General features: G+C 36.4%; 24 protein-coding genes, 8 tRNA genes and 1 other RNA gene. 2 read left to right on the forward strand and 31 right to left on the reverse strand.

What is annotated here, in order from left to right:
• Positions 1-11 precede the first annotated feature (11 nt).
• The 13 genes from DDF69_RS02710 to tuf form a co-directional block, all read right to left on the reverse strand.
• Positions 12-1145, reverse strand: a complete 1134-nt coding sequence (locus DDF69_RS02710; protein WP_114819429.1) for a hypothetical protein — start codon at positions 1143-1145, stop codon at positions 12-14.
• Positions 1146-1257: 112 nt separating this feature from the next.
• Complete coding sequence (locus DDF69_RS02715; protein WP_162800861.1) at positions 1258-1650, reverse strand: hypothetical protein; 393 nt, start codon at positions 1648-1650, stop codon at positions 1258-1260.
• Positions 1651-2017: 367 nt separating this feature from the next.
• Positions 2018-2386, reverse strand: a complete 369-nt coding sequence (gene rplL, locus DDF69_RS02720) for a 50S ribosomal protein L7/L12 (protein WP_062675820.1) — start codon at positions 2384-2386, stop codon at positions 2018-2020.
• Between the two features lie 46 nt (positions 2387-2432).
• Positions 2433-3023, reverse strand: coding sequence for a 50S ribosomal protein L10 (gene rplJ / locus DDF69_RS02725; protein ID WP_114819431.1), 591 nt, complete (start codon positions 3021-3023; stop codon positions 2433-2435).
• Between the two features lie 17 nt (positions 3024-3040).
• Positions 3041-3733, reverse strand: coding sequence for a 50S ribosomal protein L1 (gene rplA / locus DDF69_RS02730; RefSeq protein WP_002976422.1), 693 nt, complete (start codon positions 3731-3733; stop codon positions 3041-3043).
• An 11-nt stretch (positions 3734-3744) separates the two neighbouring features.
• Positions 3745-4188, reverse strand: coding sequence for a 50S ribosomal protein L11 (rplK, locus tag DDF69_RS02735; RefSeq protein ID WP_047435399.1), 444 nt, complete (start codon positions 4186-4188; stop codon positions 3745-3747).
• A 268-nt stretch (positions 4189-4456) separates the two neighbouring features.
• On the reverse strand, positions 4457-5125 hold the full coding sequence (locus tag DDF69_RS02740) for a hypothetical protein (RefSeq protein WP_114819432.1): 669 nt from the start codon (positions 5123-5125) through the stop codon (positions 4457-4459).
• A gap of 6 nt (positions 5126-5131) precedes the next feature.
• A complete protein-coding gene (locus DDF69_RS02745; protein WP_114819433.1) occupies positions 5132-5779 on the reverse strand; it encodes a hypothetical protein in 648 nt (215 codons plus the stop codon).
• Between the two features lie 13 nt (positions 5780-5792).
• Positions 5793-6413: a hypothetical protein gene (locus tag DDF69_RS02750; RefSeq protein WP_114819434.1), complete on the reverse strand. Its 621-nt coding sequence runs from the start codon at positions 6411-6413 to the stop codon at positions 5793-5795.
• A gap of 495 nt (positions 6414-6908) precedes the next feature.
• Positions 6909-7451, reverse strand: coding sequence for a transcription termination/antitermination protein NusG (nusG, locus tag DDF69_RS02755; protein WP_002976412.1), 543 nt, complete (start codon positions 7449-7451; stop codon positions 6909-6911).
• Between the two features lie 19 nt (positions 7452-7470).
• Positions 7471-7677, reverse strand: coding sequence for a preprotein translocase subunit SecE (secE, locus tag DDF69_RS02760; RefSeq protein ID WP_002976410.1), 207 nt, complete (start codon positions 7675-7677; stop codon positions 7471-7473).
• Between the two features lie 12 nt (positions 7678-7689).
• Positions 7690-7760 (reverse strand) — tRNA-Trp (locus DDF69_RS02765).
• 64 nt (positions 7761-7824) lie between these two features.
• Complete coding sequence (tuf, locus tag DDF69_RS02770; protein WP_114819435.1) at positions 7825-9012, reverse strand: elongation factor Tu; 1188 nt, start codon at positions 9010-9012, stop codon at positions 7825-7827.
• 326 nt (positions 9013-9338) lie between these two features.
• Between tuf and DDF69_RS02775 the strand changes: the two genes are divergently transcribed.
• Positions 9339-10838, forward strand: coding sequence for a DUF4394 domain-containing protein (locus tag DDF69_RS02775; protein WP_114819436.1), 1500 nt, complete (start codon positions 9339-9341; stop codon positions 10836-10838).
• Positions 10839-10920: 82 nt separating this feature from the next.
• Here DDF69_RS02775 and DDF69_RS02780 read toward each other — a convergent pair whose 3' ends face one another.
• The 15 genes from DDF69_RS02780 to rpsU form a co-directional block, all read right to left on the reverse strand.
• A complete protein-coding gene (locus DDF69_RS02780; RefSeq protein WP_114819437.1) occupies positions 10921-14022 on the reverse strand; it encodes an efflux RND transporter permease subunit in 3102 nt (1033 codons plus the stop codon).
• Between the two features lie 69 nt (positions 14023-14091).
• Entirely contained in the window at positions 14092-15177 is a 1086-nt protein-coding gene (locus DDF69_RS02785; RefSeq protein WP_114819519.1) for an efflux RND transporter periplasmic adaptor subunit, read from the reverse strand.
• Between the two features lie 4 nt (positions 15178-15181).
• Positions 15182-16423: a TolC family protein gene (locus DDF69_RS02790; protein ID WP_114819438.1), complete on the reverse strand. Its 1242-nt coding sequence runs from the start codon at positions 16421-16423 to the stop codon at positions 15182-15184.
• Between the two features lie 215 nt (positions 16424-16638).
• Positions 16639-18003, reverse strand: coding sequence for an ATP-binding protein (locus tag DDF69_RS02795; protein ID WP_114819439.1), 1365 nt, complete (start codon positions 18001-18003; stop codon positions 16639-16641).
• Positions 18004-18684 (reverse strand): response regulator transcription factor, encoded by a 681-nt coding sequence (locus DDF69_RS02800; RefSeq protein ID WP_114819440.1) that lies wholly within the window; start codon positions 18682-18684, stop codon positions 18004-18006. It abuts the gene before it with no gap.
• A gap of 252 nt (positions 18685-18936) precedes the next feature.
• A tRNA-Thr gene (locus tag DDF69_RS02805) sits at positions 18937-19008 on the reverse strand.
• A 42-nt stretch (positions 19009-19050) separates the two neighbouring features.
• Positions 19051-19123: transfer RNA gene (locus tag DDF69_RS02810), tRNA-Gly, on the reverse strand.
• Between the two features lie 88 nt (positions 19124-19211).
• Positions 19212-19292 (reverse strand) — tRNA-Tyr (locus DDF69_RS02815).
• An 18-nt stretch (positions 19293-19310) separates the two neighbouring features.
• A tRNA-Thr gene (locus tag DDF69_RS02820) sits at positions 19311-19384 on the reverse strand.
• 89 nt (positions 19385-19473) lie between these two features.
• A tRNA-Gly gene (locus tag DDF69_RS02825) sits at positions 19474-19546 on the reverse strand.
• Between the two features lie 88 nt (positions 19547-19634).
• Positions 19635-19715, reverse strand: a tRNA-Tyr gene (locus DDF69_RS02830).
• A gap of 18 nt (positions 19716-19733) precedes the next feature.
• A tRNA-Thr gene (locus tag DDF69_RS02835) sits at positions 19734-19807 on the reverse strand.
• A gap of 109 nt (positions 19808-19916) precedes the next feature.
• Positions 19917-20207, reverse strand: a complete 291-nt coding sequence (locus DDF69_RS02840) for an HPF/RaiA family ribosome-associated protein (protein WP_047435429.1) — start codon at positions 20205-20207, stop codon at positions 19917-19919.
• A complete protein-coding gene (locus DDF69_RS02845; protein ID WP_114819520.1) occupies positions 20204-21091 on the reverse strand; it encodes a tyrosine-type recombinase/integrase in 888 nt (295 codons plus the stop codon). The genes DDF69_RS02840 and DDF69_RS02845 overlap by 4 nt, the downstream gene beginning before the upstream one ends.
• Before the next feature lie 78 nt (positions 21092-21169).
• Positions 21170-21367: a 30S ribosomal protein S21 gene (gene rpsU, locus DDF69_RS02850; protein ID WP_034693154.1), complete on the reverse strand. Its 198-nt coding sequence runs from the start codon at positions 21365-21367 to the stop codon at positions 21170-21172.
• A gap of 269 nt (positions 21368-21636) precedes the next feature.
• Here rpsU and ssrA point away from each other — a divergent pair.
• Positions 21637-22038, forward strand: a transfer-messenger RNA (tmRNA) gene (gene ssrA / locus DDF69_RS02855).
• A gap of 95 nt (positions 22039-22133) precedes the next feature.
• Here the strand turns inward: ssrA and DDF69_RS02860 are convergent.
• From DDF69_RS02860 to DDF69_RS02870, 3 genes are read right to left on the reverse strand one after another with little or no spacing between them, the layout of a single operon-like run.
• A complete protein-coding gene (locus DDF69_RS02860) occupies positions 22134-23144 on the reverse strand; it encodes an HlyD family secretion protein (RefSeq protein WP_114819441.1) in 1011 nt (336 codons plus the stop codon).
• Positions 23134-25341: a peptidase domain-containing ABC transporter gene (locus DDF69_RS02865; protein ID WP_114819442.1), complete on the reverse strand. Its 2208-nt coding sequence runs from the start codon at positions 25339-25341 to the stop codon at positions 23134-23136. The genes DDF69_RS02860 and DDF69_RS02865 overlap by 11 nt, the downstream gene beginning before the upstream one ends.
• A 9-nt stretch (positions 25342-25350) precedes the next feature.
• On the reverse strand, positions 25351-26580 hold the full coding sequence (locus DDF69_RS02870; RefSeq protein WP_162800862.1) for a hypothetical protein: 1230 nt from the start codon (positions 26578-26580) through the stop codon (positions 25351-25353).
• Positions 26581-26742: the final 162 nt, after the last annotated feature.

The raw sequence follows: 26742 nt of genomic DNA on the forward strand, positions 1-26742 counted from the left end.
TTTTTATTGGATTAGTAAAGCGCCTTCCAGTTGGAACCGTTACAGCCTTCGTGAACTTTAGCAATTGTATTATATCGGATTGCACCTTCTTCAGCTGCTGTACATGCTGCGTTGGCACCGGAAGCAATTCCTTTCATCTGCAGCGCCGCTCCTGTAGAGGTAGCTGCTGTAGGAGCCATATTAATTCCCAGTATGGTATCTGTTCCGTTTCCTTTATTGAAGAACACATGTTCCTTATTGGCGTACACCATTTGCCCCGCTGCTGCCTGAGCTGAAAATCCTATCGCAAAAGCTTCTGTACCTGTCGCTGTATTTGCCGAACCAACAGCTATATTGTTTAATGAGGTGGTATTTCCGCTTCCAATGGAAATCCCGCCACTATTAGTATGATTGTTTCCAATGGTTAGTCCTGTCAGTCCCGTTACTGTATTCAGGTTTCCAAAGACAAGGTTATTAGCGCCCGTAGCACTATTATTATTTCCTATTACTTTGGCTCCGTTGTTAGCTGTATTATTCAGCCCGATAGCAACCGCAGGAAAATTTCCCTGTGCAGAAACTGTATTATCTTTTCCCAGTGCAATGTTGGAGGAAGTGCTGTTTGTAAGAGTATTGTTTGATCCCCATGTCAAGGAAGCATAAGGACCTGACGCAGAATTAGAATTTCCACCTTGTAAGGTTCCGTTGATATCCAGGATTCCTTTTACGTTTTTCTGGGTAGACAAAACCAGATTCTGGCTATCATTTGTTCCCAGGTAATTTCCGCTTCCGATGTTTGTTCCTAAAGCTGCTGTAGTGGCTGTTGTGCCAGTATTTCCAACTGTTCGCCAGTTTCCGCTTATGTTTGCCCATTTACTACCGTCAAAATAATAGTAGCCTGGTGAAACAACATCCGTAGTTTGTCCCGTAGGGGTAGTCTCAGCTGCTGTGACATATACTATTGCTCCGGTTTGGGCTGCAGTATAGTTTTTAGCTTTTAATTGCATTCCTGTAAGTCTTGGTGCAATCAAACCGTCAAGTTTAGTTGTATTGGCAGGTGATCCTACGATATCAAAAGTGGCTTGCGGCTGGTCAATATTAATCCCTACCTGAGCTATTGCGGTTAAACTAAATGATAAAAGAGTGACGGTTAATAATTTGTTTTTCATTTCTAATGGTGTTTGCTGTTTTTATGTAAATGTGTTTTTTTTAAAAGGGCAATTCTCAGGCATTCTCATCTAAATCATAAATGAAATAACAGTTTATACTGTAAGAATACGTTTAAAATTGTAAGGAATATTTTAGAATAAGGGAAAGAATCAGTTTATCGGGAATTTTGATAATATATTTAAAACCATCAACCAGTTTAACGGAATTACTATAGAACGTATTAATGTCTTTACAGGTAAGGCCAACGTGTTCTTTATATTTCTGGTATGAATAGCTCCATTTATTGGGTATGGCAGCAGATTTTATAGTATTAAAGAAAGAGAGTATAGATTGAGGATCTTTATCGTAAGATAAAGGCGTTTTTTCCTGACGGGAAGGAAGACAGTGGAGAACAGAACTATTATCTTTTGTTTCAGCACACAGATGAACAGAAACATCAGCTAAGCAACCCTGCAAATGATTTTTACTATCTGTAGAACATGACAACTCAGATTTTGTTCTCATTACAGATATCAACTTAGTGTTTATTTTTCCTACCGCTGCCAGAAGTAACAAAAGTGTAATCTTGCCGCCGTAGGAAAGAAAATAATTTCTATCCAATTATATTGTGTTTTTTCGATACAAATATAATATTTTTTCAATTAAAACAAATATTTATTAATAAAAATTCACACAAAACAAACAATAAACAAAATATTACTAAAATATTATGTTAATTACCAGATAATTTATAATCATAAAAAGATATATTAAAATTAGAAGTAATAATAATAAAATATAATTACAAAATAAGAATCACATTTACAAAGACTTACATACAAAAAAAGCCCGGGCCAATGCCCGGGCTTCTATATTTATAATACAATTGAAATTATTTCAATTCTACTTCAGCACCAGCTTCTTCTAATTGCTTCTTAAGAGCTTCAGCTTCGTCTTTAGAAACACCTTGCTTAATTGCAGCAGGAGCTCCGTCTACGATATCTTTAGCTTCTTTAAGACCTGCACCAGTTAAATCTTTTACTAATTTAACGATAGCTAATTTAGAAGCACCTGCAGACTTAAGAATTACGTCGAATTCAGTCTTTTCTTCAGCAGCATCACCTGCACCACCTGCAGCAACAACTACAGCAGCAGCAGCTGGCTCAATTCCGTACTCATCCTTAAGGATAGCAGCTAATTCGTTTACGTCTTTTACAGTTAGGTTTACTAGCGTTTCAGCTAAATTTTTTAAATCTGACATTGTTGTAATGTTTTTGTTGATTATTTATTTAATTTTTTGAGTGTAATTATTCAGCAGCTGGCGTTTCGTCAGTGCTTTCTGCAGCAGCTTCAGGAGCTTCAGCAGCAGGAGTTTCCTCTACCGCAGGAGCAGCTTCTTCAGCTTTAGCTTCTACAGTTTCAGGTTTGTTTTGAAGAGCAGAAACAACTCTCTGGATTGGAGACTGAAGTAATCCGATGATTTCACCGATCATTTCTTCTCTAGACTTGATGTTAGCCAACATGTCCAGGTTATTGTCACCAACGTAGAAAGTTTCTTGAACAAAAGCAGACTTTAAAGCTGGCTTTTCTTCTTTCTTTCTGAATCCTTGGATTAATTTCGCAGGAGCGTTTGCTGTTTCAGCAATCATTAACGCTGAATTTCCTTTGAAAGATGGGAACATTTCAGAGTAATCTACTCCTTCAATTTGCTCCATTGCTTTTTGTAAAAGTGTATTTTTTACCACTTTCACTTTGATATTTTGCTTGAAAGCCTGTCTTCTGAAATCTGAAGATTTACCAGCGTTCAAACCTTCTAAATCTGCTACGTATACTACTTTTGCATCCTGAAGCAAATCTTTGATCTCTTGTATTGCTACAACTTTTTGGTCTTTTGTCATTGTCTTAAGGATTATTATTAGTTAACAGATTTAGTATCAATTGCAATACCTGGGCTCATTGTAGAAGACAAATAGATGCTCTTCACATAAGTTCCTTTAGCAGCAGTTGGTTTCATTTTGATCAATGTCTGGATTAATTCCTGAGCATTTTCTTTGATCTTAGCAGCATCGAAAGATACTTTACCAATACCCGCATGGATAATACCATACTTGTCTACTTTGAAATCAATTTTACCTGCTTTAACTTCAGTTACTGCTTTACCAATTTCCATTGTTACAGTTCCTGATTTAGGGTTTGGCATTAAACCTCTTGGACCTAATACTCTACCTAATGGACCTAATTTACCCATTACAGCTGGCATCGTAACGATAACGTCAACATCTGTCCAACCTTCTTTGATTTTTTGTAAATATTCGTCAAGACCTACATAGTCAGCACCAGCAGCTTTAGCTTCTGCTTCTTTATCTGGAGTTACAAGAGCTAATACTTTAACATCTTTACCAGTACCGTGAGGAAGAGATACTACACCTCTTACCATTTGGTTTGCTTTTCTTGGGTCTACACCTAATCTTACAGCGATATCTACTGAAGCATCAAACTTTGTAGTGTTCACTTCTTTTACAAGAGCTGAACCTTCTTCAAGGTTATAGATTCTTCCTTTTTCTACTTTGCTTAAAGCTTCCTTTTGCTTTTTAGTTAATTTTGCCATTTCTTTAAGTTTTAAGCGTTAGTGGGTTTAGTTCCTGTTACTCTTAATCCCATAGATCTAGCAGTACCTGCAACCATAGAAAGAGCAGAGTCCATTGTAAAACAGTTAAGATCCGCCATTTTATCTTCAGCGATTTTCTTTACTTGTTCCCAAGTTACAGAACCTACTTTGTTTCTGTTTGGTTCACCAGAACCTCCCTTGATCTTAGCTGCATCCATTAACTGGATTGCTGCAGGTGGAGTTTTAATAACGAATTCAAAAGATTTGTCTTCGTATACTGTAATTACTACAGGTAAAACTTGCCCTGGCTTATCTTGGGTTCTTCCGTTAAATTGCTTACAAAACTCCATGATGTTCACACCTGCAGAACCCAATGCTGGACCTACTGGTGGAGAAGGGTTAGCTGCGCCACCTTTCACCTGAAGCTTTACCATTTTAAAGACTTTCTTAGCCATTGTTTGTTTTTTAAATTTGAATAATTAATGAGTTTGGAAGCATTTATTATTCAGTAGGTTATGCACTCACATAACAATAAACCTACTTTTTGGACTGCAAAAGTATAAAATATTTTTGAAATAGCAAACGGAAATTGCTGATTTTTAAAAAGTTTTAGAAAAATAAATCTTTGCTTATTATTCTACAATTTAAAATACAGCCAAAAAATAAAAAACGGTTATTTGCATTCAATAACCGTTTTACAATTTTTTTAAAAGGAAAGACTGATTAAAAACCGGAAGGTTTATTAATTGTTTTTGTAGAACCGTCATTTCCTCCAAGATCATCATTGATGTCGTTGATATTTTGTTTTTCAATCAATCTTCTGTAGGCCATCAGGTAAAGGTCAACCGTGAAGTTGTTATAAGTTCTTGATGGTGTAGAGGTGTTGGTAGCAATCATTCTGCTATCCGTAAATCTTGCTCTTACGTGCCATGTTCCGTTACTTTTGAAAGCCACAACATCCGGTGATCCCTGTTTATTGTCATTCACACCATTGTCTCCGTAATCAAGCATGACGCTGGTATTTCCATCATTCAGCTTAAATGAGTAGTTGTGAAGTATAACCAAAAAGTTGGTGGCATCAATTTTCGTGTCATAATCTGTAATTCCCGTCCCAGGTACGCCGGTAAGGGTAAGTTTAAGATAATTGAACAATCCGCTGCTTTCCAGAGCCGGATCATACAACTGTAAAGCATTCTGTGAAGTTGCTAAAAAGCTACCTCCTGTCATGGTAGGTTCTCCTGGATTTCTTAAGTACAGAGAATTCGTATAGGTTTTTCCATTAACATCAAGGGTTTCTGTAGGATTGGCTGTATTCACCCCTACTTTTCCTTTCTGGGCATTCAAAAATATCCCAAGGCACATGATTATTGTGATATAAATTTTTCTTTTCATAGTTTTTTATTGAAGCCCTAAAGGCGTATTGGTTGATACTCCCGAATATCCCGGTGAAGCAGATGCTGAAACAGAACCGTTAAAAGTTCCCCAGTCTTTCACTAATGATTTTTCAAATACATTTAGAGTAAGTGTCCAGGTTCCATTGATGGAAGAAACAGTTCCCGCTCCTTTAAAAGCCAAATTAATAGCATGGTATTTTTTACCTCCACTGGTTACCTGGGTAATTTCAGTGGCGTAGGAACCATACGATTTTGGGCTGGTGGTGGTATTCGCTGCCGAAACCGCTCCTGTAAAAACAGCACCTGTAATAGCCACCACATATTTACCCGCATCTAATCCTGTATTGAGATTTACCACTTCATCCTGTCTCACATTTTTCAATACAACATTATACATATTTACAGGTGCTACATTACGGAGCGATATATCCAGCAGCTTTACCTTACCTACCGGCGAAGAATCTTTTGATCGGGTAAGAAGAAGATAATTTCCGCCTGCCTTTGTATTTTCAGTATCTATTAAATAGGATTCTACTAATGTTTCCCCTTCAACGTCCAACGTTCCTTTAGGTGTTGTAGTATTGATTCCTACTTGTGCATTTATGCTTAAAGCAGCAAAACCCGTAAAGAGTATCGCAATAATTTTTTTCATAGAGTTTATGTTTTTATTGAATTAATGGAGCTGTTGCAGCACCAGTAGATGCCCCACTAAGGCTTTGTGTTGAATTAAAATCTTTGGCATACGATCTGTCAAACACCAATAAGTTCAGTGTCCAGACACCTGTAGGGAAAGAATTATCAGGAGCAAATCCCTGGTAATCTGCCTTAAGCTTCCATGTCCCTCCTGAAGAGTAGGCAAAGATCTGAGGCATTGGAGTAAGCCAGTCTGCAGAATACGTTCTCGTAGGCTGTGTAAATCCAAAAGAAGAAATTACCACCAAAAACTTGCTGGAATTGATCTTTGTGTCAAATTGATTTACCCAATCCTTGTCTGTAGGATCACAGGTAATTTTGAACTGAATAAGATTAATAGGTGCCGGTGAATTAGGTACAAAAGAATCATTGTACGCTGTAATTTTGTTTTCCGGAGCCGGAGACTTAATAATGAAAGTGTAATTCTCGTCCGCTTTCAGTTTTTCCAGAGGTTGCTTGAAAACAATTCCTGATGTCTTCATTGTACCATTCACGGTAAGCTCCTTTTCCGGTGTCGCAGTATTGATACCAACCTGCGCACTCATGAGTACAGATGTACCCACCAGAGTGATCATCGAAATAATTTTTGTCATTGGGTTATGTGTTTATATAAGACTTGTGTTTTGTTTAGCTAATCCGGATTTTATATTTATTTAAACAATATACATTGCTTATACCTCTGTAACCAGGGTATGAAATAAAAAAATATAAAATTTTGTGGATTAGTTAACAGCTTGGTTGCAAGAAGTATGCCATCTGAAGGTGAATTAACCAATTAAAAAAAACTCAATGCTTGAAAAGAAAATATGATCACTGAATGGTGATAATTAAATTAAAGCAAAGTACACTATAGAAGTAACCAACAGAGTTGTGAAATTTGAAAATCGACAAAATAATATTAATAAACTTAAAAAAACTCTAACAACAGGGAAAAAATATAAAAACTACATGCCTATATTTCATTATGAATAAATAGGGCTATGAAAAAAAATGAATAGAAAATTCATCACCAGAAATTATATTTGAAAAGTATATATATGAAAAAAGACCGCTTTAAAAGCAGTCTTTTATATTTTCTAAGTAATGTATTATACTTTTTCTACTTGCATATAGCTTAATTCCATTGGAGTTTTTCTACCGAAGATCAATACAGAAACTTCAATTTTCTTTTTGTCTTCAAGAATTTTCTCAACTGTACCATTGAATCCGTTGAAAGGTCCATCGATTACTTTAACGTTTTCACCTACTACATAAGGAATTTCAACATCGCTTGCAAATTCTGAAAGTTCATCCATTCTTCCAAGCATTCTGTTAACCTCTGATTTTCTCATTGGAACAGGGTCACCTCCTTTTGTTAAACTCAAGAAAGAAATAACTCCCGGGATATTTTTAATAACGTGAGGAATCTCTCCCATCAGGTCAGCTTCAATCATCAGGTAGCCAGGATAGTAAGGTCTCTCTTTAGGAACTTTTTTACCGTTTCTAATCTGGATCACCTTTTCCATAGGAATAACCACTTGAGTAACGTACTGCTCAAACCCTAGGCGTTTGATTTCTGTCTCAATATAGTTTTTCACTTTATTTTCCTGTCCGCTGATTGCTTTCAGCACATACCATTTCAATTCGCTCATTATGGAAAATACTTAATTATTAATTGAACAAGTTGATTAGCATTCCTATGATGTTGCTGATTGCTTTTGAAAACAATTCATCAACTCCAAAGGTAAATAAAGCCAGAATAACTGTCGCAATAGTCACTACAATTGTAGAAGACTGAAGGTCAGCCCATTTTGGCCATTCAACTTTATGTCTGAATTCGTTATAAGAACCTTTTAAAAAATCGACAAATGAACTCATAATTTATATTTGCACGGGCACAAGGATTCGAACCCTGATCAACGGTTTTGGAGACCGGTATCCTACCATTGGACGATGCCCGTAGTTAAAAAAAGCTCCGTAAAGAGTGTTCCTTACGGAAGCTTTTTATATTGTTTTAGATGTTGATTAGTCGATGATTTCAGTTACCTGACCTGCACCTACTGTTCTACCACCTTCTCTGATCGCGAATCTAAGACCCTCGTTAAGAGCGATTGGCTGAAGTAATTCAACAGTGATTGTTAAGTTATCACCAGGCATTACCATTTCTACACCTTCTGGTAAGAAGATCTCACCTGTAACGTCAGTAGTTCTTACGTAGAACTGAGGACGGTACTTGTTGTGGAATGGAGTGTGACGTCCGCCTTCCTCTTTAGAAAGGATATAAACCTCAGCTTTGAATTTTTTGTGCGGCTTAACTGAATCTTTCTTAGCGATAACCATACCTCTCTTGATGTCAGTTTTTTCAATACCTCTCAACAATAGACCTACGTTATCACCAGCTTCACCTCTGTCTAGGATTTTTCTGAACATCTCAACCCCTGTAATAGTAGAAGTTAATTTCTCATCACCCATACCTACGATATCAACTGGATCACCAGTGTTGATAACACCAGCCTCGATTCTACCAGTTGCTACAGTACCTCTACCTGTAATAGAGAATACGTCTTCGATTGGCATCAAGAATGGCTTATCCTGATCTCTAACAGGCTGCTCAATCCATGTATCAACTGCATCCATTAATTCTTCAACAGTCTTAACCCACTTCTCGTCTCCGTTAAGAGCACCAAGAGCAGATCCTTGGATTACTGGAGAGTTATCTCCGTCATATTCGTAAGTAGATAATAAATCTCTAAGTTCAAGTTCAACAAGCTCTAAAAGCTCAGCATCATCCACCATATCAACTTTGTTCATGAAAACAACGATTCTTGGTACGTTTACCTGACGGCAAAGTAGGATGTGCTCTCTAGTTTGAGGCATTGGTCCATCAGTTGCAGCACATACTAAGATCGCTCCATCCATCTGAGCAGCACCAGTTACCATGTTCTTAACATAGTCGGCGTGACCTGGACAGTCAACGTGTGCATAGTGTCTGTTTTCAGTTTCGTACTCGATGTGAGCTGTATTAATAGTGATACCTCTTTCTTTTTCTTCTGGAGCAGAGTCAATAGAAGAGAAATCTTTCTTCTCAGCAAGACCCTTGTTAGCTAATACACTACTGATAGCTGCAGTAAGTGTAGTTTTACCATGGTCAACGTGACCAATAGTACCAATGTTCAAGTGTGGTTTGTTACGATTAAACGTTTCCTTTGCCATGATTTAAAATTATTTATTTATTGTTTTTCAAATTTTCGGTGTGCAAATATAATGAATTTTTAAATACCAAAAACTTTTTATTAAAAAAACTTTCAATATTCTCATCCAGTGAAGGACAAACCTTATATTTAACGTATTGAGACTGCAAATTTACACATTTTTCCGAATAGAAAAAATCCTTAGAAACGTTTTATTAAAAATATAAACTATCTCATTAATTATGAACAGGATATACAGACAAAAAAAATATTGATCATTACCTATATCCATAAATCCCAATGAAGTTTTTTCTCGTACATATAAAGATAACAACTAAAATTAATATTATGAGAAAACTATTACACATGTATTTAGCCTTCTTTGCTATTACAACATTATTTTCATGTGATCATTCCGATGAAAACAGTATGTCAGAAAATATACCTCAAGGACCGGATCTTATGGTATATGGAATTACAGCAATGAACGAACTTGTTTATTTTAATACCAACAACCCCAAAATGTTTACTTCAAAAACAGCTGTAACCGGTATTGCCTCAGGAGAAAAACTATTAAGTATAGACTTCAGACCTGCCACAGGGGAATTGTATGCATTATCCAATGCCAGCAAATTATATATCATCAATACCTCCAATGCTTCAGCAAGAACAGTAAGCTCAACAGCATTTACGCCTATGATCTCCGGAACAATAGCTTCTATTGATTTCAATCCTACCGTTGACAGAATTCGTCTGGTGAGTAATTCGGGACAAAATCTGCGTTTACATCCGGAAACCGCAGCTGTTGCTGCTACTGATATTACTATTAATGGAACAGGAAGTCCTTCCATAACAGGAGTAGCCTATACCAACAGTAAAGCAGGAGCTGCTACAACTATTTTATATGATATTGATCCGATGTTGGGGAAATTATACAAACAGGATCCTCCCAACAATGGAACTTTGGTAGAGGTTGGAAGTCTTGGAACCACTTTTACAGGACAGGCAGCTTTTGATATCAAATATGATAACAGTACTGCTCTCTTAGCTTTCAATGACAAACTGCATATTCTTGATCTGAATAATGGAAAAGCAACTTCCATAGGATCACTCCAGCAGGGAATAATCGATATTGCCATTCCTACAGAACCAGTAGCTTATGCCATTGACAATTCGAATAATCTTCAGATTTTCAATCCGAATAGTCCAATGCCTGTTTCCAAGACTATGGCAGGACTACAAAGTGGTGAGAATATTTTAGGAATAGATTTCCGTCCTGCCAACGGACAGTTGTATGCTTTGGGAAGTTCAAGCAGGATTTATACTATTAATTTAGGTACAGGTGCTGCTACCGCTGTCGGCAGTTCTCCTTTTGTAACCTTACTTTCCGGAACAGATTTCGGCTTTGATTTTAATCCCACGGTGGACAGAATAAGAGTGGTAAGCAATACGGGCCAGAATCTTCGGATTAATCCTAATGACGGAACTATTGCCGCTACAGATTTAGTATTGAATCCGGGAAGCCCAATGATAAGTGCCGCAGCCTACACCAATAACTTTGCAGGAGCTACTGCTACAACCCTGTTCGTCATTGATCATAACACAGATAAATTATATCAGCAAAACCCACCCAATAACGGGACTTTAGTTGAGACAGGTTCTTTAGGAATCAATATTACCAGTACTAATGGTTTTGACATCGGAAGTATGAGCCAGAAAGCCTACTTAATGGCATCGGTAGGTTCATCTACAAAAATTTATACTGTTAATACAATGACAGGCGCTGCCACTTCCGTTTCTGACTATCCAAATCCTGTAAAAGCTTTTGCAGTGGGATTAGGATTTTAAACTCATCCTTTTTTTATTTCAATAATGGAGAAGCGCGGAAAACTTTGTTTTCCGCGCTTCTAACTAATATATAAATGAAAGATTAATTAAATCTGACTGAGCTTTTTGTTCTGTTGAAGATCCAGAAGATAATCGGGAAAATAAGCAGGGTAAGCACAGTTGCGGTAATCAGCCCTCCGATAATGACAATGGCCAGAGGTTTCTGAGACTCCGATCCGATTCCTGTAGACAAGGCTGCCGGCATCAATCCGATGGAAGCCATAAGCGCTGTCATAATGACAGGCCGGGTTCTGGATTTCACTCCATTTAAGATGGCCGTATCTATATCCATTCCGTCTTTAACATTCTGATGAAACTCTGTGATGAGAATAACACCGTTCTGAATACAAATGCCCAGAAGAGCAATCATCCCTACTCCGGCGGAAATTCCAAAATTGATTCCGGTAACATGTAAGGCAATAATTCCTCCAATCAAAGCAAAGGGTACATTTGCTAATACCAAAAGAGAATCTTTCATATTCCCGAACAGAATAAACAACAGGAAGAAAATCATCAGAATACTCACGGGTACAACCTGTGCTAACCTGTGCGAGGCACGCTGCTGGTTTTCAAACTGACCTGTCCATCCTACAGAATAGCCGTCAGGAAGCTCAATAGTTTCTACTTTTTTCTGGGCATCGGCAATCGTACTTCCCAAATCTCTGTCACGAATGGAGAATTTAACCCCTATATATCGTTTGATATTGTCTCTGTAGATAAATGCAGCTCCGTTATCCTTAACAATGGTACTTATTTCTTTTAACGGAATTTTTGCTCCATCTTGTGTAGGCACCATTAAAGCAGCGATATCGTTTTCATTGGTTCTGTATTCCTGAGAATAACGAAGACGAATCGGGAATTTTCTTTCCCCATCGAACATTTCAGAGGCTGTTTTCCCTCCAAATGCCATTTCCAGCACAGCTTGTGCATCCGCAGGCATTACTCCGTAAGCAGCCATCTTATCTCTATCCAAAACTACGCTCACTTCCGGTTGCCCAATATTTTTAATAATTCCCGGATCTTTTACCCCTTTCACATCTTTAATTTTTAATAAAACTTCATGAGCTAATTTGTCTAGGGTTTCCAGGTTATCACCGTAGATTTTAATTCCGTTTTCAGCTTTAAAACCAGCCACGGCTTCTGCTACGTTATCGGAAATCGGTTGAGAATAGTTGAAGGTAATTCCCTGATAACTTCTGAGCTTTTTGTCTATTTCATTGATCAGTTCATCATAAGTAATCTTACGCTTCCATTCTTCTCTTGGCTTAAGGTTCACCGCAAACTGTACAAATCCAAATCCGTTGGGGTCAGTTCCGTCATTACTCCTTCCCGTCTGTGCAAGAACATCTGTTACTTCGGAGAAGCTCATGATGTCTTTCTTTAAAAGATCTGCTGTTTTCAGAGATTCTTTTAATGAGGAGCTCATTGGCATTTCGGCAGTGATCCACAATGAACCTTCATTTAACTGAGGCAGGAATTCCGTTCCTAAAAATTTACCGGAAAACAATGTAACTGCCAGGAAAGAGATCGCCACGATCATACTCATTTTTTTGTGCTTAAAAGTTAGATTAAAGCCTTTCAAAACGATTCTGTCCCAGAAATTAACAAACGGGTTATTTTTTTCTCTTACATTCTTATTTAAAAGGATATGGGAAAGAACAGGTACTAATGTTAAGGTAAATATCAACGCTCCCATTAATGCAAATCCTAAGGTAAATGCCAGAGGAGAGAACATTTTCCCTTCTACTTTCTGAAATGAGAAAATAGGAATCAGGGAAGTGATGATAATTAATTTCGAAAAGAAGATTGCTTTTCCCAGTCCGGTTCCGGTCTGCTTGATCCAGCCTCCTTTTGCCAGTTTATTAAACTTCTCCGTTCCGTACCGCTTCGCTTTATGATCCAGCATTACGAAGAGGCCTTCCACCATGACGACGGCTCCGTCTATGATAATCCCGAAGTCTACGGCACCTAACGAAAGCAGGTTGGCACTCATCCCGGCAAGTTTTAAACATAAAAATGCAAACAGCAAGGATAGAGGAATGATGATGGAAACAATCAGCGTAGTTCTCCAGTCGGCCATAAAGATTAAAACGATTACCGTTACCAGTACAATTCCTTCAATAAGGTTATGCATTACAGTATGCGTAGTGAAATCCATCAGATTGTCGCGGTCGTAGAAAGTGACCATTTTAACATCTTTGGGAAGTACTTTTTCGTTAAGTTCTTTAATTTTAGCCTTCACTCCTACCAGTACTTCTCTTGGATTCTCTCCTTTTCTCATCACAACGATTCCTTCTACTGTATCGTCATGATGATTCAGTGCAGCCTGTCCTACTCTAGGCATAGAGCTTTCATGAACTTCTGCTACATTTTTTACCAAAACAGGATTTCCACTGTCATTCTGAATGGTAATATTTCCAATATCGGCTACAGATTTTACCAGACCAATCCCTCTTACGACATAAGCCTGGCCATTTTTTTCAATAACATCACCTCCTACATTCAGGTTACTCTTTGTTACCGCATCATAAACCTGAAGGGGTGTCAGATTGTATTTATCCAATGCTCTCGGATCAATACTGAGTTCAAAAACTTTATCCTGTCCTCCGAAAACGTTGATATCCGCTACTCCGGGAACACCTCTCAGAGCACGGTCTATTACCCAGTTTTGCAGGGTAAGCAATGCACGTGAATCTTTGGTTTTACTTTCCAGCGTATATCTGAAAATCTCACCGGTTGGCCCGTAGGGTGGCTGTACTTCAGGGTCTACCTCATCAGGAAGGCTAATGGTTCTTAACTGGTTATTAACCTGATTTCTGGCAAAAGTATCATCCACCCCGTCGTCAAACAGAATTTTAACAATAGAAAGCCCAAACATGGTGGTACTTCTTACACTTGTCTTTTTCTGAACCGGGCTCATCGCCAATTCGATGGGTGTCGTGACAAAACGTTCTACTTCTTCTGCGCTACGTCCATTCCATTGGGTGATGATTACAATCTGGGTGTTGGTTACATCCGGAAAAGCTTCAATAGGCATATTTTTGAAACTTATAAAACCGGAGATGGCTAAAATCGCTACCCAGATAAAGGTAAATGCTTTATTTTTTAATGAAAAAGCGATTATATTTTTTATGAATTTATTCATGATAGATACATTGTTGACCTAAAAAAGCCGTTAAAGAAAAAAGTGAATATTCTTAATGGTTTAATAAGACTAGCTGTTCAGCGAACGGTAGATCAGCAGCTGGTTGTTGGTAATCACTTCTTCTCCTTCTTTCAGACCGTCTGCAATATAGGTGACATCACCCACCTGCTTTAAAACTTTGATTTCTCTGATCTTTACATCTGTTCTGGATTTGAAAATCACCACAAAGCTTTTATTATCATCAAAAATCACTGCTTTGGATGGAACGGTAAGTGTAGAGTTGCTTTCCAGACTGGAAACTTTTATTGTGGCTTTACTTTCTGGGATCAAAAGTCCATTGGCATTATCCAATACAACTCTTGCCTGCATGGCATTGGTCTGCGGATCAATAATTTTGAATATTTTATCAATTTTTCCATCAAAAACTTTGTCCGGATAAGAAAGTGTGGATACCTGAGCTTTCATTCCAAGACTAATCTTATCGATATCAGATTCATTAACATTCATAATGGCCCACACATTGGTAGTATTGGCCACATCAAATATATTATCACTTCTGTCACTTCTCAGCTGCATGTCTTTATTGATACTTTTCTGAACAATATAACCGCTGATAGGTGCTACCACACTGTATATATTTCCGGTCTTCACATTATAAACCGTACTTACAGCTGCGGCTCTCTGCAACTGGTCTTCTGCTTTTTGTAACTGACTTTTAGCTTCCAGAACATCTCTTTCTGTATTAAGCTTTCCTTCGTAGAGCTCTTTTGCTACACGGAGATTATTTTTGGCCACTACAAGATCTGTTTTTGCATCACTTACATCCTTTTGAATTTCTGCCAGCTCTGTACTCCTGATGGTTGCCAATACCTGCCCTTTTTTCACATAGTCCCCCAATTCTACATTGACACTCATCACATTTCCTCCTACCAAAGGGTATACGTCTATATAGCTGTTTTTGTCTGCTGAAATTTTTCCGTAAAAGCTGTATTCATCTTCTATATTCTTTTTTTCAACTTTTGCCAGGGAAATAGAATTCAGCATGGTGTTACTGAGCTCAAATCCTTTTTTTGTGTGAATATTTTTGTCTTCCTCTTTTTTGGAACAGGCCATTAATGAAAGAATCATTAATGCGGGGATAATATATGTTTTCATCATTTTAATAGAAGATTTTCGTTTGTACTAGTTGATTAAGCTGTTCTGCAGATTGCATGATCTCATTTTTCATATCATAGATCTGAAGAGCGGTCTCCCTGTAGCTGTCCATAAAGTCTGTGAACTCGATCAGGTTGACATTTCCTTTTCTGAAATTGTTCAGCATTCCGTTGTAAACAAGCTCCATATTCTGAAGGTCTGTCGTTTTCACATCAAGAAGCTGGTCATATTGTGCTTTCCAGGTTTTATAGGCAGATTGAACTTTAGTTTCGAGAGTCAGTTTTTGAAAGTCTGCATTTTTTTGATTCTGTTGGATAGCATAGTTTGCTTTTACTACATTCCCCTGATTGGCTTTCCATAGCGGTAAAGGAATTCCCAACGTAAGATTGGCTTCGTTATTGAAGGTTCCTCCTGCCTGGTCCCATGCAGCACCTACGGTAACATCCGGTACATTCAATGATTTCTGCCACTGTGCATACAGCTTACTGTTATCAATAAGCTTCAAATTATACCGATAATCTGCATTATTTTCCAGGGCTTTGCTTTTCAGTTCTTCTTCATCTCCAAAAGGCTGCGCAGCAAGCGCTTCTTTAGCTTCGGTTTCGGACATCGTAGGCTCTATTTCTTCAGAAACACCTGTCAGAACTTTCAGATTCTGTTCAAAATCAAGAATATTTTTATTGATCTCCAGTTTATCATGATTAAGCTGAATTACAATACTCTGCAGCCTTACGGCGTCTTTAAGGGAAACATTTCCTTTTGCTGACTGTACACGATAGGCATTTAAAAGATCATTCATATACCCTAGCTGCCTGTTGGTATTCTCCAGCTTTAATTTTTCGTAGTAAAGATTAAAATAGGCAGAACGGAGCTGGGATCTTAAATCTACCAGCAATTGTGAAAACTGAAGTTGAGCAAGTTCTTTATTGGATCTGGCAAAAGCGATTTCGTTTTTCTTTTTGCCACCCATGTAAATCAATTGAGTAATACCTGCTCCTTTAGAATGTCCTACATCAAAAAATTTTTTGTCCTGAGGATTGTAAGCGTTGAATTGCCCGCTCAATTGAGGCAACTCCCAGATTTTAGCCTGCAGAATATCTGCATCAGCCATATTGATGTTGTATTGTTCGGCGAGCAGCTGGAGGTTGTTCTTCTGAAAAGCTTCTTCGCATTCCAAAAGAGACATTTGCTGTTGTGCCGCCATGAATGAGGAAACGGCGAGGCACAGCACTGCAATTCTGTTCATTATTTTTCTTTTTAAATTACAAAATTGCTTTGATGCGATTAAAAGAAACTTAAATGACGCTTAAAAAAATATTAAAATAGGCTTGAACAGGCCATTTATACAATGAATCACCAGATAAAATCAGTTAATTTTTCTCCAACTATTGAATTTTTATTAAAAAAATTAATCAAGAGTTTAACAAAAAAGCAACTGTTTTCCTATCAGTTGCTTTTCATTTATTTTTTAAAAAATAGGGTAAACTTATTCATATTATCTTCAGGTGAAGAGTATATAATATCTGCATCATGATATTCCAGAATCCTTTTGACAATTCTAAGACCTAATCCTGACCCCGCTATATTCTGTGCATTATTTCCTCTCGTGAAAGCTTCAAACAGTTTAGCCTGCTCATCTTCAGAAATAGTATTACCATGGGAAATAACTTCGATGGAAAGATTATCATTGGTTTCAGTGATCAGAACATTCACTTCGGTATTATCTGAATACACTGCTGCATTTTTAAACAAGTTGATAAATACAATTACCATTAGCGACTGAATTCCTTTTATAGTCAGAAAAGCATTTTCAGAACTTTCTTCATTGATCAGAAAATCCAGCTTAAGTTGTGGATAACTTTTCTCCACCGCTTCAAAAGCTTCAAAAATAACTTCATCGATTCTCACTTCCTCATAAATACTCTGAATATTTTCTTTATCAAATTTGGTCAGCAGTAAAAGTGAGTTGGTCAGATCTGACAGCTGATATACATCCCTCTGAATTTGTTTTAAGGAAGACAGGGTTTCCGGAGAATGTTCTTCAAACTTAATAAGGTTTTCCAACTGAAATGCCATTCTTGTAATAGGAGTTCTGATCTCATGCGAAGCACTGGCCGTAAAATCTTTCTGTGACTGAAATACATCATCCAGCCTTCCAATCATTGTATTAAAGGATTTGGCAAGAACACTTACTTCATCATTGGACTGCTCTACCGGAATCTGCGTGGTGAGTTTATGAGCTGTAACTTCAGAAATTTCTTTGTTCAGATCTTCCAGAGGACGGAGGAACTTTTCCACAAAATAATAACTGAAGAAACCAATAAGCATGGTACTCATCACATACGCTGTAATCAAAAGATATTTAAGATATCCTAACTTCGATTTCCCATTGGTATCAAAAGCACTGGTAAGGATATAATAATTTTCACCGTTAATATTCCTGAGTGCTGCATAGATTTCGGGGACAGTTTTTTCTGTATAGATAATCTTCTTTTTATCCAGCTCTTTAAGCATGGCACTATCCCAGATGACATTTCGGTCTTTTATTGTACTGTAGATCAGTTCTTTTTTCTCATTGAAAATTAAAATCTTTTCATTCAAAAGAATATTATCTGAATTTTCATTGAAAAAAACGGGAGCTTCTTCTTCAAAGTCTTTAGATTTTGAGATGAAATGAGAAGTAAACTCAAGCCTCTGCCTGAATCTTTCTTTAAACTCATCTCTTCTGAAGTCATTAAAAGATAAATAAATGACCGCCATCACCATTCCAAATAATAATGAAAAGGCAATACTTATCGTTAAAGCGATCTTTCTTTTTAAAGACATTTATAGTGGGCTTAGATAGTATCCGAAACCTGAACGGGTGTGGATAAGTTTTATTTTAAAATCTTTGTCGATCTTCTTCCTCAGGAAATTGATATAAACTTCCACCGTATTGGTATTTGTATTGAAATTGTGTTCCCATACATGTTCGGTGATCTGTTGCTTGGAAACCGTTCTTCCCTGCGCTTCCGCAAGATAAACCAACAGCTGGAATTCTTTAAGGGTAAGCGTTATTTCATTTCCTCCGCGATACACCTTCTGCTCTGTTTTGTTGATAATAAGGTCATCAATTCTTAGAATATCCTGATCGGAATTATCAGAAGGCGCTTTTCTCCTTAGCAGTGAATTGATTCTTAACAGAAGTTCTTCAAACTGAAAAGGTTTTACCAGATAATCATCGGCCAGCCTTGTGAAGGCATCTTTTTTATCAGAAATATCTCCATAGGCAGAAATGATAATGATGGGAGTATTTTTGTCAAAAGAACGGATCGTCTGACAGACATCAAGCCCATTTATTTTAGGAACATTAATATCGAGTAAATACAGATCATAACTACTGTTTTTTATCTGGCGGAGAAAAGTTTCTCCGTCATAGATCTTATCACAGTTAAAATTATTTGATTCTAAAAATCTGCACAATTCTGCAGACAGAATGAGATCATCTTCCAGTAAAAGAATATTCATCAAAAATTTATTTTACACGAATTTAACGAAAATTTTATGATTGTGATTGTAAAGCGGAAGTAAAATTCATAGCCCATCTCCATTTGATCTTTAAAAATTTCAGGCGAAAATGTTTGGATAGATCAATTGAGCATTTTATCTAAGCAGATGTTTAACGATAAGATCTCTTGAAGTGCAGAATTGTTTCCCTCTAATTTTCTAACACCAAATTTGGGTATAAAAAAATCCCGAAGAAAATTCGGGAAAATCGAGAGCCAACTACGGGACTTGAACCCGTGACCTCTTCCTTACCAAGGAAGCACTCTACCGCTGAGCTAAGTCGGCATCAACTAAAAAAATCATACTAAGCAGCATGATTTTTTGTTGAGCGGAAGACGGGGGTCGAACCCGCGACATTCAGCTTGGAAGGCTGACGCTCTACCAACTGAGCTACTTCCGCAATTTTGTTTCCAAAACTATTGGTAAACGCTGTGCAAAACTAAGAAAACTTATTTAATCTTGCAAGTTTTTTTTATAAAAATATAAAGTGGGGAGAGCAGGATTCGAACCTACGAAGCCGAAGCAACTGAGTTACAGTCAGTCCCATTTAGCCACTCTGGAATCTCCCCAAAAGTTTATATTTTATGAGCCTCCAGAGGGATTCGAACCCACGACCCCGAGATTACAAATCACGTGCTCTGGCCAACTGAGCTATGGAGGCATTTTAATAAAGGACTGAAACTGATCGAGAAACTCTACTCTACACATTTCAGTGTTAAAAAAAATCACCTTTATGGTGTGATTTCTTTGAGCGGAAGACGGGGGTCGAACCCGCGACATTCAGCTTGGAAGGCTGACGCTCTACCAACTGAGCTACTTCCGCAATTTTGTTTCCAAAACTATTGGTAAACGCTGTGCAAAACTAAGAAAACTTATTTAATCTTGCAAGTTTTTTTTATAAAAATATAAAGTGGGGAGAGCAGGATTCGAACCTACGAAGCCGAAGCAACTGAGTTACAGTCAGTCCCATTTAGCCACTCTGGAATCTCCCCAAAAGTTTATATTTTATGAGCCTCCAGAGGGATTCGAACCCACGACCCCGAGATTACAAATCACGTGCTCTGGCCAACTGAGCTATGGAGGCAAATATAAAAAAGAATTCAAAAGATCGCTGTTCCTTTTTTGCGAGTGCAAATATAGAACGGATTTTTTGAATTCTCAAATATTTTATAAACTTTTTTTAACTTTTTTTTCTATGCCATTTCTTTTTTCTTGATTAGTAGCTTTTTAGCAGTATCAACACAAAGGTCCAAACTTTCCTCAAAACTGGTGGAAGTCTTCTTTACTACGATATCGTCTCCCGGAACCGCCAAAATAATCTCGGCTGTTTTATTTGCTTTATCAGCATTATTTTCTACTTTCAAAAATACCTTACATTCCTGAATCTTGTCATAGAAGGTATCCAATTTGCTAACTTTTTTGTCGATGTGTGACTCTAGTGGTTCGTGTGGTGTTAAACCGATTGATTGAACTGAAATCTTCATAATTCTTCTTTTTTTGATGCTCGAGGGTGAGCCTGATTAAACACTTTTTTCAATTGTTCAATATTAGCATTCGTATAGACTTGAGTACTGGCAAGGCTGGAATGCCCTAATATTTTTTTCACTTTGGAGATCTCCGCCCCATTATCCAAAACGTGAGTAGCAAAGCTATGCCGAAGGATGTGAGGACTTTTTTTTTCTTTCGTTGTTATAAGACTAAGGTACTTATTAACTACCACATAAACAAATTTTTCATTGAGTTTTTTCCCTTTCTTATTTACGAAAAAATATGATTTAAATTCTGTCTGTGGATTTCTTATTTCCAGATAACTTTTAAGGAGTTCAGACAGTTCACAGGAAATAGGAATTACCCTTTCTTTATTCCCTTTTCCTATTACTTTTAATTCATTTTCATATAAGTCAACATTTTCAAATATCAGGCCACAAAGTTCCGCTTTTCGCATTCCGGTCTGATAAAGAACCTCCATAATACATTCTTCAAGTACATCATGTACCTGTTCGAAAATTCTTTGATTGAGATCTATCATTTCCTCTTTAGATATAGGAATCTGTTTTTCAGCGTAAAACTTCAGAGAAGAAATACCTTCGGTAGGAGAAACTTTAATCTCCCCTATTTTTAAAAGAAAAAGATAGAAGCTACGGAGCGAGGATAATTTTCTGTTGATACTTCTTTTGGAAATGTCATTTTCACTGAGTTCAACAATAAAATTCCGGATAATCTTTTTGTCTGCCTTGGCTAAATTGTCGGAAGATTCTGTTCGGAGAAAGAAATGGGAAAAGTCTTCAAGGTCTTTTTTGTAGCTTGTGATGGTATGAGGAGAATATCTTTTTTCGAATTGTAAGTATTCTAAAAACTTTTCCAGCATCATAGGTATAAAAATAAAAATTCACTCCTCAAATATAAGAATTTAAGAAGTGAATTAATATATGGTTAAGAAAAAATCTTAAGCCTGCTCTTCTTTGCTAAGCGCTCTTTGTTTGTAAGCCGCTTTTAGTCTAGCTTGTCTCAAAGTTACAGAAGGCTTAATAAACTGTTGTCTAGATCTTAATTGACGAACAGTTCCTGTTTTATCAAATTTTCTCTTGTATTTTTTTAAAGCTCTGTCGATGGATTCACCATCTTTTACTGGAATTATTAACATATTTTACATCTCATTTTGGATTGCAAAACTAGACAATTTTTATGAGAACACAAAATATATTGCAACAAACAATCGCTGCTCCACCTTAAGTCCCTTAAAAAACCCCGTATTAAAGCCTGTTAACAAACAATAATATTTTTATCCACAATGACCGGATATTCAATTCTTAAAACTTCAGGTTACTCATTTTGTTTCCTAATTTCTATTAAAACCACCAACATTAATGAAATGTAAACAAAAAGCATTATCTTTGCATTCACTTTATTCATGGGGTTGACTGGTTTCGACAGCAAGACCAATGGGTAAGTAAGCATGCAGAGAACCGTAGCGCGATCTCTATAATCCCTTGCTACAAAATTTTAACTGGCAACGAAGAGTTCGCTCTTGCAGCTTAATATCGAAGTATAGTAGATCAAGCGTTTTCCTGAAGATTTCAGTAGGGAAGCAAGATATTCCACAAATGCTCTGTTCTGCGGCGTTTGATCCTGGGATATAGGAATGCAGAAATAAGGCTTTAGAAGCTTTGGCTAAAGCTCGAAAACCTCAGAAGATAAGCTGGTAGTTGGGTGTCTATCCTCTGCTTCCAGTCGAAAAACAATGGTAGAATAAGCATGTAGAAAGCTTATGTATTGCTTGTTTGGACGAGGGTTCGAATCCCTCCAACTCCACAAAACAAAACCTTAAATTATTTAAATCAATAATTTAAGGTTTTTTAATTTTGGGATATTATTTAATCAGAGAGACCATAAATAAGCTATTGATTCATTCATTTAATTTCATGAAAGAATCGTTCAATTAATCTTACATCTTTTACTATAATTTCAGCTTCCCCTTTAAGCTCCCGATCAAAATGAAGCTTTTTGTGATAAGAGGTTTTTAAGCCGTCAGGAAGATTAACTCTCACCCCATACTCACCTGTTTTATCAGGAACCGTAGTTATGCTTTGCACCCTTCCCTCTACAACCCCATATTCTTGATAAGGGTAATTGTCTAATTTTATTAAAACTTTTTGACCTGCTGCAATTTTACGAGCATCAGTTAATGAAATGGGTACAGTCGCTACATATTCTTCTTTTTCTTGGGGCAAAATGGACAATAGAGTATCTCCCGTTCTAATCAACTGATTTTCTTTCCACACTTGAGAGAAGCTTGCTATTCCAGCCTTAGATGCAATTACCAAATGCTTAGACTCCCATTGCTTCAGAGATTTTTTTAATTTTTCCAATAACTTTACACATTGTGATGATTGAGTATGTTGGATTCCCTGTCCCTCCATATTAAATCGTCTATTGGATTTTAGATTGACAGATTGCCCTTCATTAATGAAAACTTTTGAAAAAGCATTAAAATCGTCTTGTAATTCCCCCAATTTGTAATGAGAAACTTCCTGGATAGGAAAAGAATGGATCTGGTCAGAAGATAAAGAATCCATACTATTTTTTAGTTTAAAAACATCTTGATACCTTGCTGAAGACTGCAGCACCACTAAAACTTTTCCTTTATCTACATATTGGTCATTTTTAATGAAAATTTTTTCAATTTTGGAAGTGGTTTTCGCTTGTATTTTTTCAGGACAATTTTGACACGTAAGAACAATGGATTCACGGATATACTCTGGATATTTAATGAGATAACCTATCAAAATAAGGAGCAGTAAAACAATAAATACCATAGTGTTTCCCCATCGAATCATCCAATGAGGTGAGGTAGAAAGTATCTTTTGAACACTGTCTGAATGAAGTTTTAGTTTATCTGATATCTTTTTTTTAGCTTCCAAGTTCTAATTGATTTTTTACAAGTCTATAATATTCTCCTTTCTTTGCAACTAATTCAGCATGATTGCCTTCTTCTACCACACATCCTTTATCCAAAACAATAATTTTATCTGCATTTTTTACCGTAGAAAGTCGATGCGCAATGACTATTGCCGTCTTACCTTTGAAAAACTGCTCCAGATTCTTCATGATTATCCTCTCGTTATTAGCATCCAAAGATGAAGTAGCCTCATCAAAGAAAATATATTCAGGAGATTTATAAACAGCTCTTGCAATAAAAAGTCTTTGCTTCTGTCCCCCACTGATCCCTATACCTTCGTTACCTATCCGGGTATTGTAACCGAGAGGCAATTCTTCAATAAAGTCTTTGATATTAGCAATTTCTACCGCTTTCAGCAATTTTTCCTGATCTATTTCTTCTTCTCCTACAGCAATATTTTCTTCAATTGAATCATTAAAAACATATCCATCTTGCATTACCACTCCACAATGCTCCCGCCAAAATCTTGGTGAAATGTTTTTCAAATCAGTATTACCAATTTTTATTTCTCCTGTTTCAGGTTCATAGAATTTCATAATCAGTTTCAAAAGGGTAGTTTTCCCGCTTCCACTAGATCCAACAATTGCTGTTGTTTTTTGATAAGGAATAATCAGGTTTAAGTTTTCGAAAACATATTGCTTTGAACCTACATATCTGAATGATATATCTTTAATTTCAATGTCCTTTGGAGGAATCTTTTCTGCATATTTCTCGGTGGTGAGCTCCTCATCTTCTTTTTCATGTATTTCCCCCAGCCTTTCTAAAGAAATCTTAGCATCTTGAGTTTGCTTAATAAAATCGATGAGTTGTAATAACGGGCTATTAAGCTGACCAACAATATATTGTACGGAAAGCATCATTCCTAACGTGAGATTCCCATCCAACACTAATTTTGCAGATAAAAAACTCACGAAAATATCTTTCATCTGATTAATGAAATTTCCGCCAACAGACTGCCATTGTTCTAATGAAAGAGACTCAATCCTTATGTCAAATAATTTGGCCTGTACATCTTCCCAATCCCAACGCTTTTTCTTTTCAGCGTTATGCATTTTTATTTCCTGCATACCATTGATAAGTTCAATCACTGTACTTTGTTCCTGTGAAATCTGTGAAAATCTTTTATAATCCAGTTTTTCTCTTTTTTTAAGGAAAAAAGTGATCCAACCGACATATAAACCTGCCCCTATCAGATATACTATAAAAAGCCTGTAATCATAGTACAGCAAAACAATACTGAAAATGATTAGATTGACTAATGAGAACAAAGTATTGAGTGAAGAAGTGGTGAGCAGCTGTTCTATTCTGTGATGATCATTAATCCTCTGCATAATATCACCTGTCATTCTTGTATCAAAGAAACTAATGGGCAGTTTCATCAGTTTAATGAAGAATTCAGAAATGATAGAAATATTGATGCGTGTAGAAAGATGAAGGAGAATCCAGCTGCGAGTAATTTCAATTCCCGTTTTTCCTAAAAAAAGCATAACCTGAGCAAGGAGAACTATATAAATAAAGTTTAAGTCCCGATTCTGTATCCCAACATCCACAATACTTTGGGTAAGAAATGGGAAAATAAGTGACAGCAAACTTCCTGCTAAAAGTCCTATCACTAATTGCGCAACCAGCAATTTGTATTCAAACAGGTATTTAGATAGAAACTTAAGGCTGGGTTTATGGTCTTTTTTATCGAGGCTTCTTTTTGAGAAATCAGATGTAGGTTCTAAAAATAAGACAACTCCTTCTTCTGTTTCTTCGGTAGCATCTTCATCAATCCAACGTTTAAGAAATTCTTCCTGCTCATATTTAAGAATACCAAATCCCGGATCAGAAATATGAAAGTAATATTTATTATTTTTTATTTCTATTTTGTATAAAACAACAAAGTGATTTTTATCCCAGTGGAGAATGCATGGCAGTGGAGGATCATCAACCAGCATATTACAGTTAATTTTGACTGCCATAGTTTTAAAACCTACCTGTTCCGCCGCTGTACTTATCCCTTTAAGGCTACTTCCTTCCCGGGTTGTCTCTGAAAGAAGACGTATTTGTTCTATAGAAAGTGTTTTACCGAAGTATTTAGCTATTATTCGCAAACAAGTCGGACCACAGTCTTTTGCATCAGGCTGTCTGTAGAAGGGAAAGGTAGTGTGAAACATTTTTCTAATCTACTTTTTCATTTCCAGCAAATTTTCCTTTATAAAATTCACCAGAAGATTGTTATTACTAATTTTCTTTTCATCATTAATTAACTGAAGAAGTTGAGTGATCTTCTTTTCTTTATCAGTACTACCAGCAGTAGTGCTATAAATGTCTAGAAATTTATCATAATACAATATCATTGGATATGCATAATTATATTCATCCGTTTCTTTAGTTATGTATTTCTGGGCCAGAACTATATTTTCTTTGGCTTTTGAGAGGTTTTCAATTTTAAAATAATACAATGCCCTATTAAAATAAATTTTATAATAATCAGGATCTTGTCGTGAGGAATTGGTTAAAGCTTCATCAGTAATAGATATAGCTCTGCTATAGTCTTTGATATCGTAATACAGATTAGCTATATACACGTACTCGTTAGGAGATATCTTGTACTTTGAATTCGTAATACGTTCAAGCAAATGATATTTCCTTTTTAAATTTCCTAAAATATCATATTTATTGTTTAAAATAAAATCAGTCTCTAAACTGCTTATAATCCAAGGATCAAAAACATAGTTTATGGAGTTGTAAATAGACATAGGAATTATGGTATTGTGATTTGCATTGGGGAAATAATCATATTTCACCTTAAAACTGGGACTATTTATACTATCAACTTTTTCTTTATACGCTTCCGTTTCTTTTTTAAACGAGTTTTCATATTGTCCCATACCTCCATGGGATAAGTATAAATTTATATCCTGTGCCGGAACATTTAATTTATCGACGGTCTTGGATGGAGAGTACGCAATATACGCATGGAACAGCTTACTGAAGTTTAAATTGTTTGCAATGTCTAAAACAAAGGATGCAGAATTAGAATGACCTAAAATAATATTATAATTCAATGCATTATATTGATTAAGGTGAACAATTGTTTTTCTCAACATCTCTGCTAACTCATTTACCCCTTCACCAAAATATAACTTAGAGCGGTCATATATCTCCACTCTTACGAATATTACCTCAGGAATCTCTTTACCAAAATTTTGTAAATAATATATGTTTGATTTAACTATATCAACAATATTTTTTTCCTGAGAATCTAATATAAAAAACACAGGATACTTTTTATTTTTCTCTGAAGAATTTTTAGCTGCGGGCAGATCAACAATTATTTTAGCGTTCTTAGTATTTACTACAGTATCACTTATCACAGACTTATTTTGTGAAGACAAAAGGTTAGATATCATAGCCGTAATAATTAAAAAGCATTTAAAAAAAAATTTCATTTAGTCTTTATTACAAATTAATATTAATAATTTGATTACCTGCAGGCAAACACTTAAAGATTAAACCCTATTATAAACACATTTGATAATAAGGCCTTTGTACTTTTTAAACAAGATTAATCA

This window comes from Chryseobacterium sp. KLBC 52 (assembly GCF_003347605.1).
Classification (GTDB): Bacteria; Bacteroidota; Bacteroidia; order Flavobacteriales; family Weeksellaceae; genus Chryseobacterium.

Coding starts and splice junctions, on each gene's coding strand:
- secE (WP_002976410.1), bottom strand. CDS start 7,677: ATGAGTTCATTTGTCGATTTTTTAAAAGGTTCTTATAACGAATTCAGA.
- DDF69_RS02840 (WP_047435429.1), bottom strand. CDS start 20,207: ATGAAGATTTCAGTTCAATCAATCGGTTTAACACCACACGAACCACTA.
- DDF69_RS02845 (WP_114819520.1), bottom strand. CDS start 21,091: ATGCTGGAAAAGTTTTTAGAATACTTACAATTCGAAAAAAGATATTCT.
- DDF69_RS02795 (WP_114819439.1), bottom strand. CDS start 18,003: ATGTCTTTAAAAAGAAAGATCGCTTTAACGATAAGTATTGCCTTTTCA.
- rpsU (WP_034693154.1), bottom strand. CDS start 21,367: ATGTTAATAATTCCAGTAAAAGATGGTGAATCCATCGACAGAGCTTTA.
- rplK (WP_047435399.1), bottom strand. CDS start 4,188: ATGGCTAAGAAAGTCTTTAAAATGGTAAAGCTTCAGGTGAAAGGTGGC.
- DDF69_RS02780 (WP_114819437.1), bottom strand. CDS start 14,022: ATGAATAAATTCATAAAAAATATAATCGCTTTTTCATTAAAAAATAAA.
- DDF69_RS02710 (WP_114819429.1), bottom strand. CDS start 1,145: ATGAAAAACAAATTATTAACCGTCACTCTTTTATCATTTAGTTTAACC.
- DDF69_RS02865 (WP_114819442.1), bottom strand. CDS start 25,341: ATGTTTCACACTACCTTTCCCTTCTACAGACAGCCTGATGCAAAAGAC.
- DDF69_RS02800 (WP_114819440.1), bottom strand. CDS start 18,684: ATGAATATTCTTTTACTGGAAGATGATCTCATTCTGTCTGCAGAATTG.
- DDF69_RS02790 (WP_114819438.1), bottom strand. CDS start 16,423: ATGAACAGAATTGCAGTGCTGTGCCTCGCCGTTTCCTCATTCATGGCG.
- rplA (WP_002976422.1), bottom strand. CDS start 3,733: ATGGCAAAATTAACTAAAAAGCAAAAGGAAGCTTTAAGCAAAGTAGAA.
- DDF69_RS02750 (WP_114819434.1), bottom strand. CDS start 6,413: ATGACAAAAATTATTTCGATGATCACTCTGGTGGGTACATCTGTACTC.
- tuf (WP_114819435.1), bottom strand. CDS start 9,012: ATGGCAAAGGAAACGTTTAATCGTAACAAACCACACTTGAACATTGGT.
- DDF69_RS02745 (WP_114819433.1), bottom strand. CDS start 5,779: ATGAAAAAAATTATTGCGATACTCTTTACGGGTTTTGCTGCTTTAAGC.
- DDF69_RS02785 (WP_114819519.1), bottom strand. CDS start 15,177: ATGAAAACATATATTATCCCCGCATTAATGATTCTTTCATTAATGGCC.
- rplL (WP_062675820.1), bottom strand. CDS start 2,386: ATGTCAGATTTAAAAAATTTAGCTGAAACGCTAGTAAACCTAACTGTA.
- DDF69_RS02870 (WP_162800862.1), bottom strand. CDS start 26,580: ATGATATCTAACCTTTTGTCTTCACAAAATAAGTCTGTGATAAGTGAT.
- DDF69_RS02775 (WP_114819436.1), top strand. CDS start 9,339: ATGAGAAAACTATTACACATGTATTTAGCCTTCTTTGCTATTACAACA.
- nusG (WP_002976412.1), bottom strand. CDS start 7,451: ATGAGCGAATTGAAATGGTATGTGCTGAAAGCAATCAGCGGACAGGAA.
- rplJ (WP_114819431.1), bottom strand. CDS start 3,023: ATGACAAAAGACCAAAAAGTTGTAGCAATACAAGAGATCAAAGATTTG.
- DDF69_RS02740 (WP_114819432.1), bottom strand. CDS start 5,125: ATGAAAAGAAAAATTTATATCACAATAATCATGTGCCTTGGGATATTT.
- DDF69_RS02715 (WP_162800861.1), bottom strand. CDS start 1,650: ATGAGAACAAAATCTGAGTTGTCATGTTCTACAGATAGTAAAAATCAT.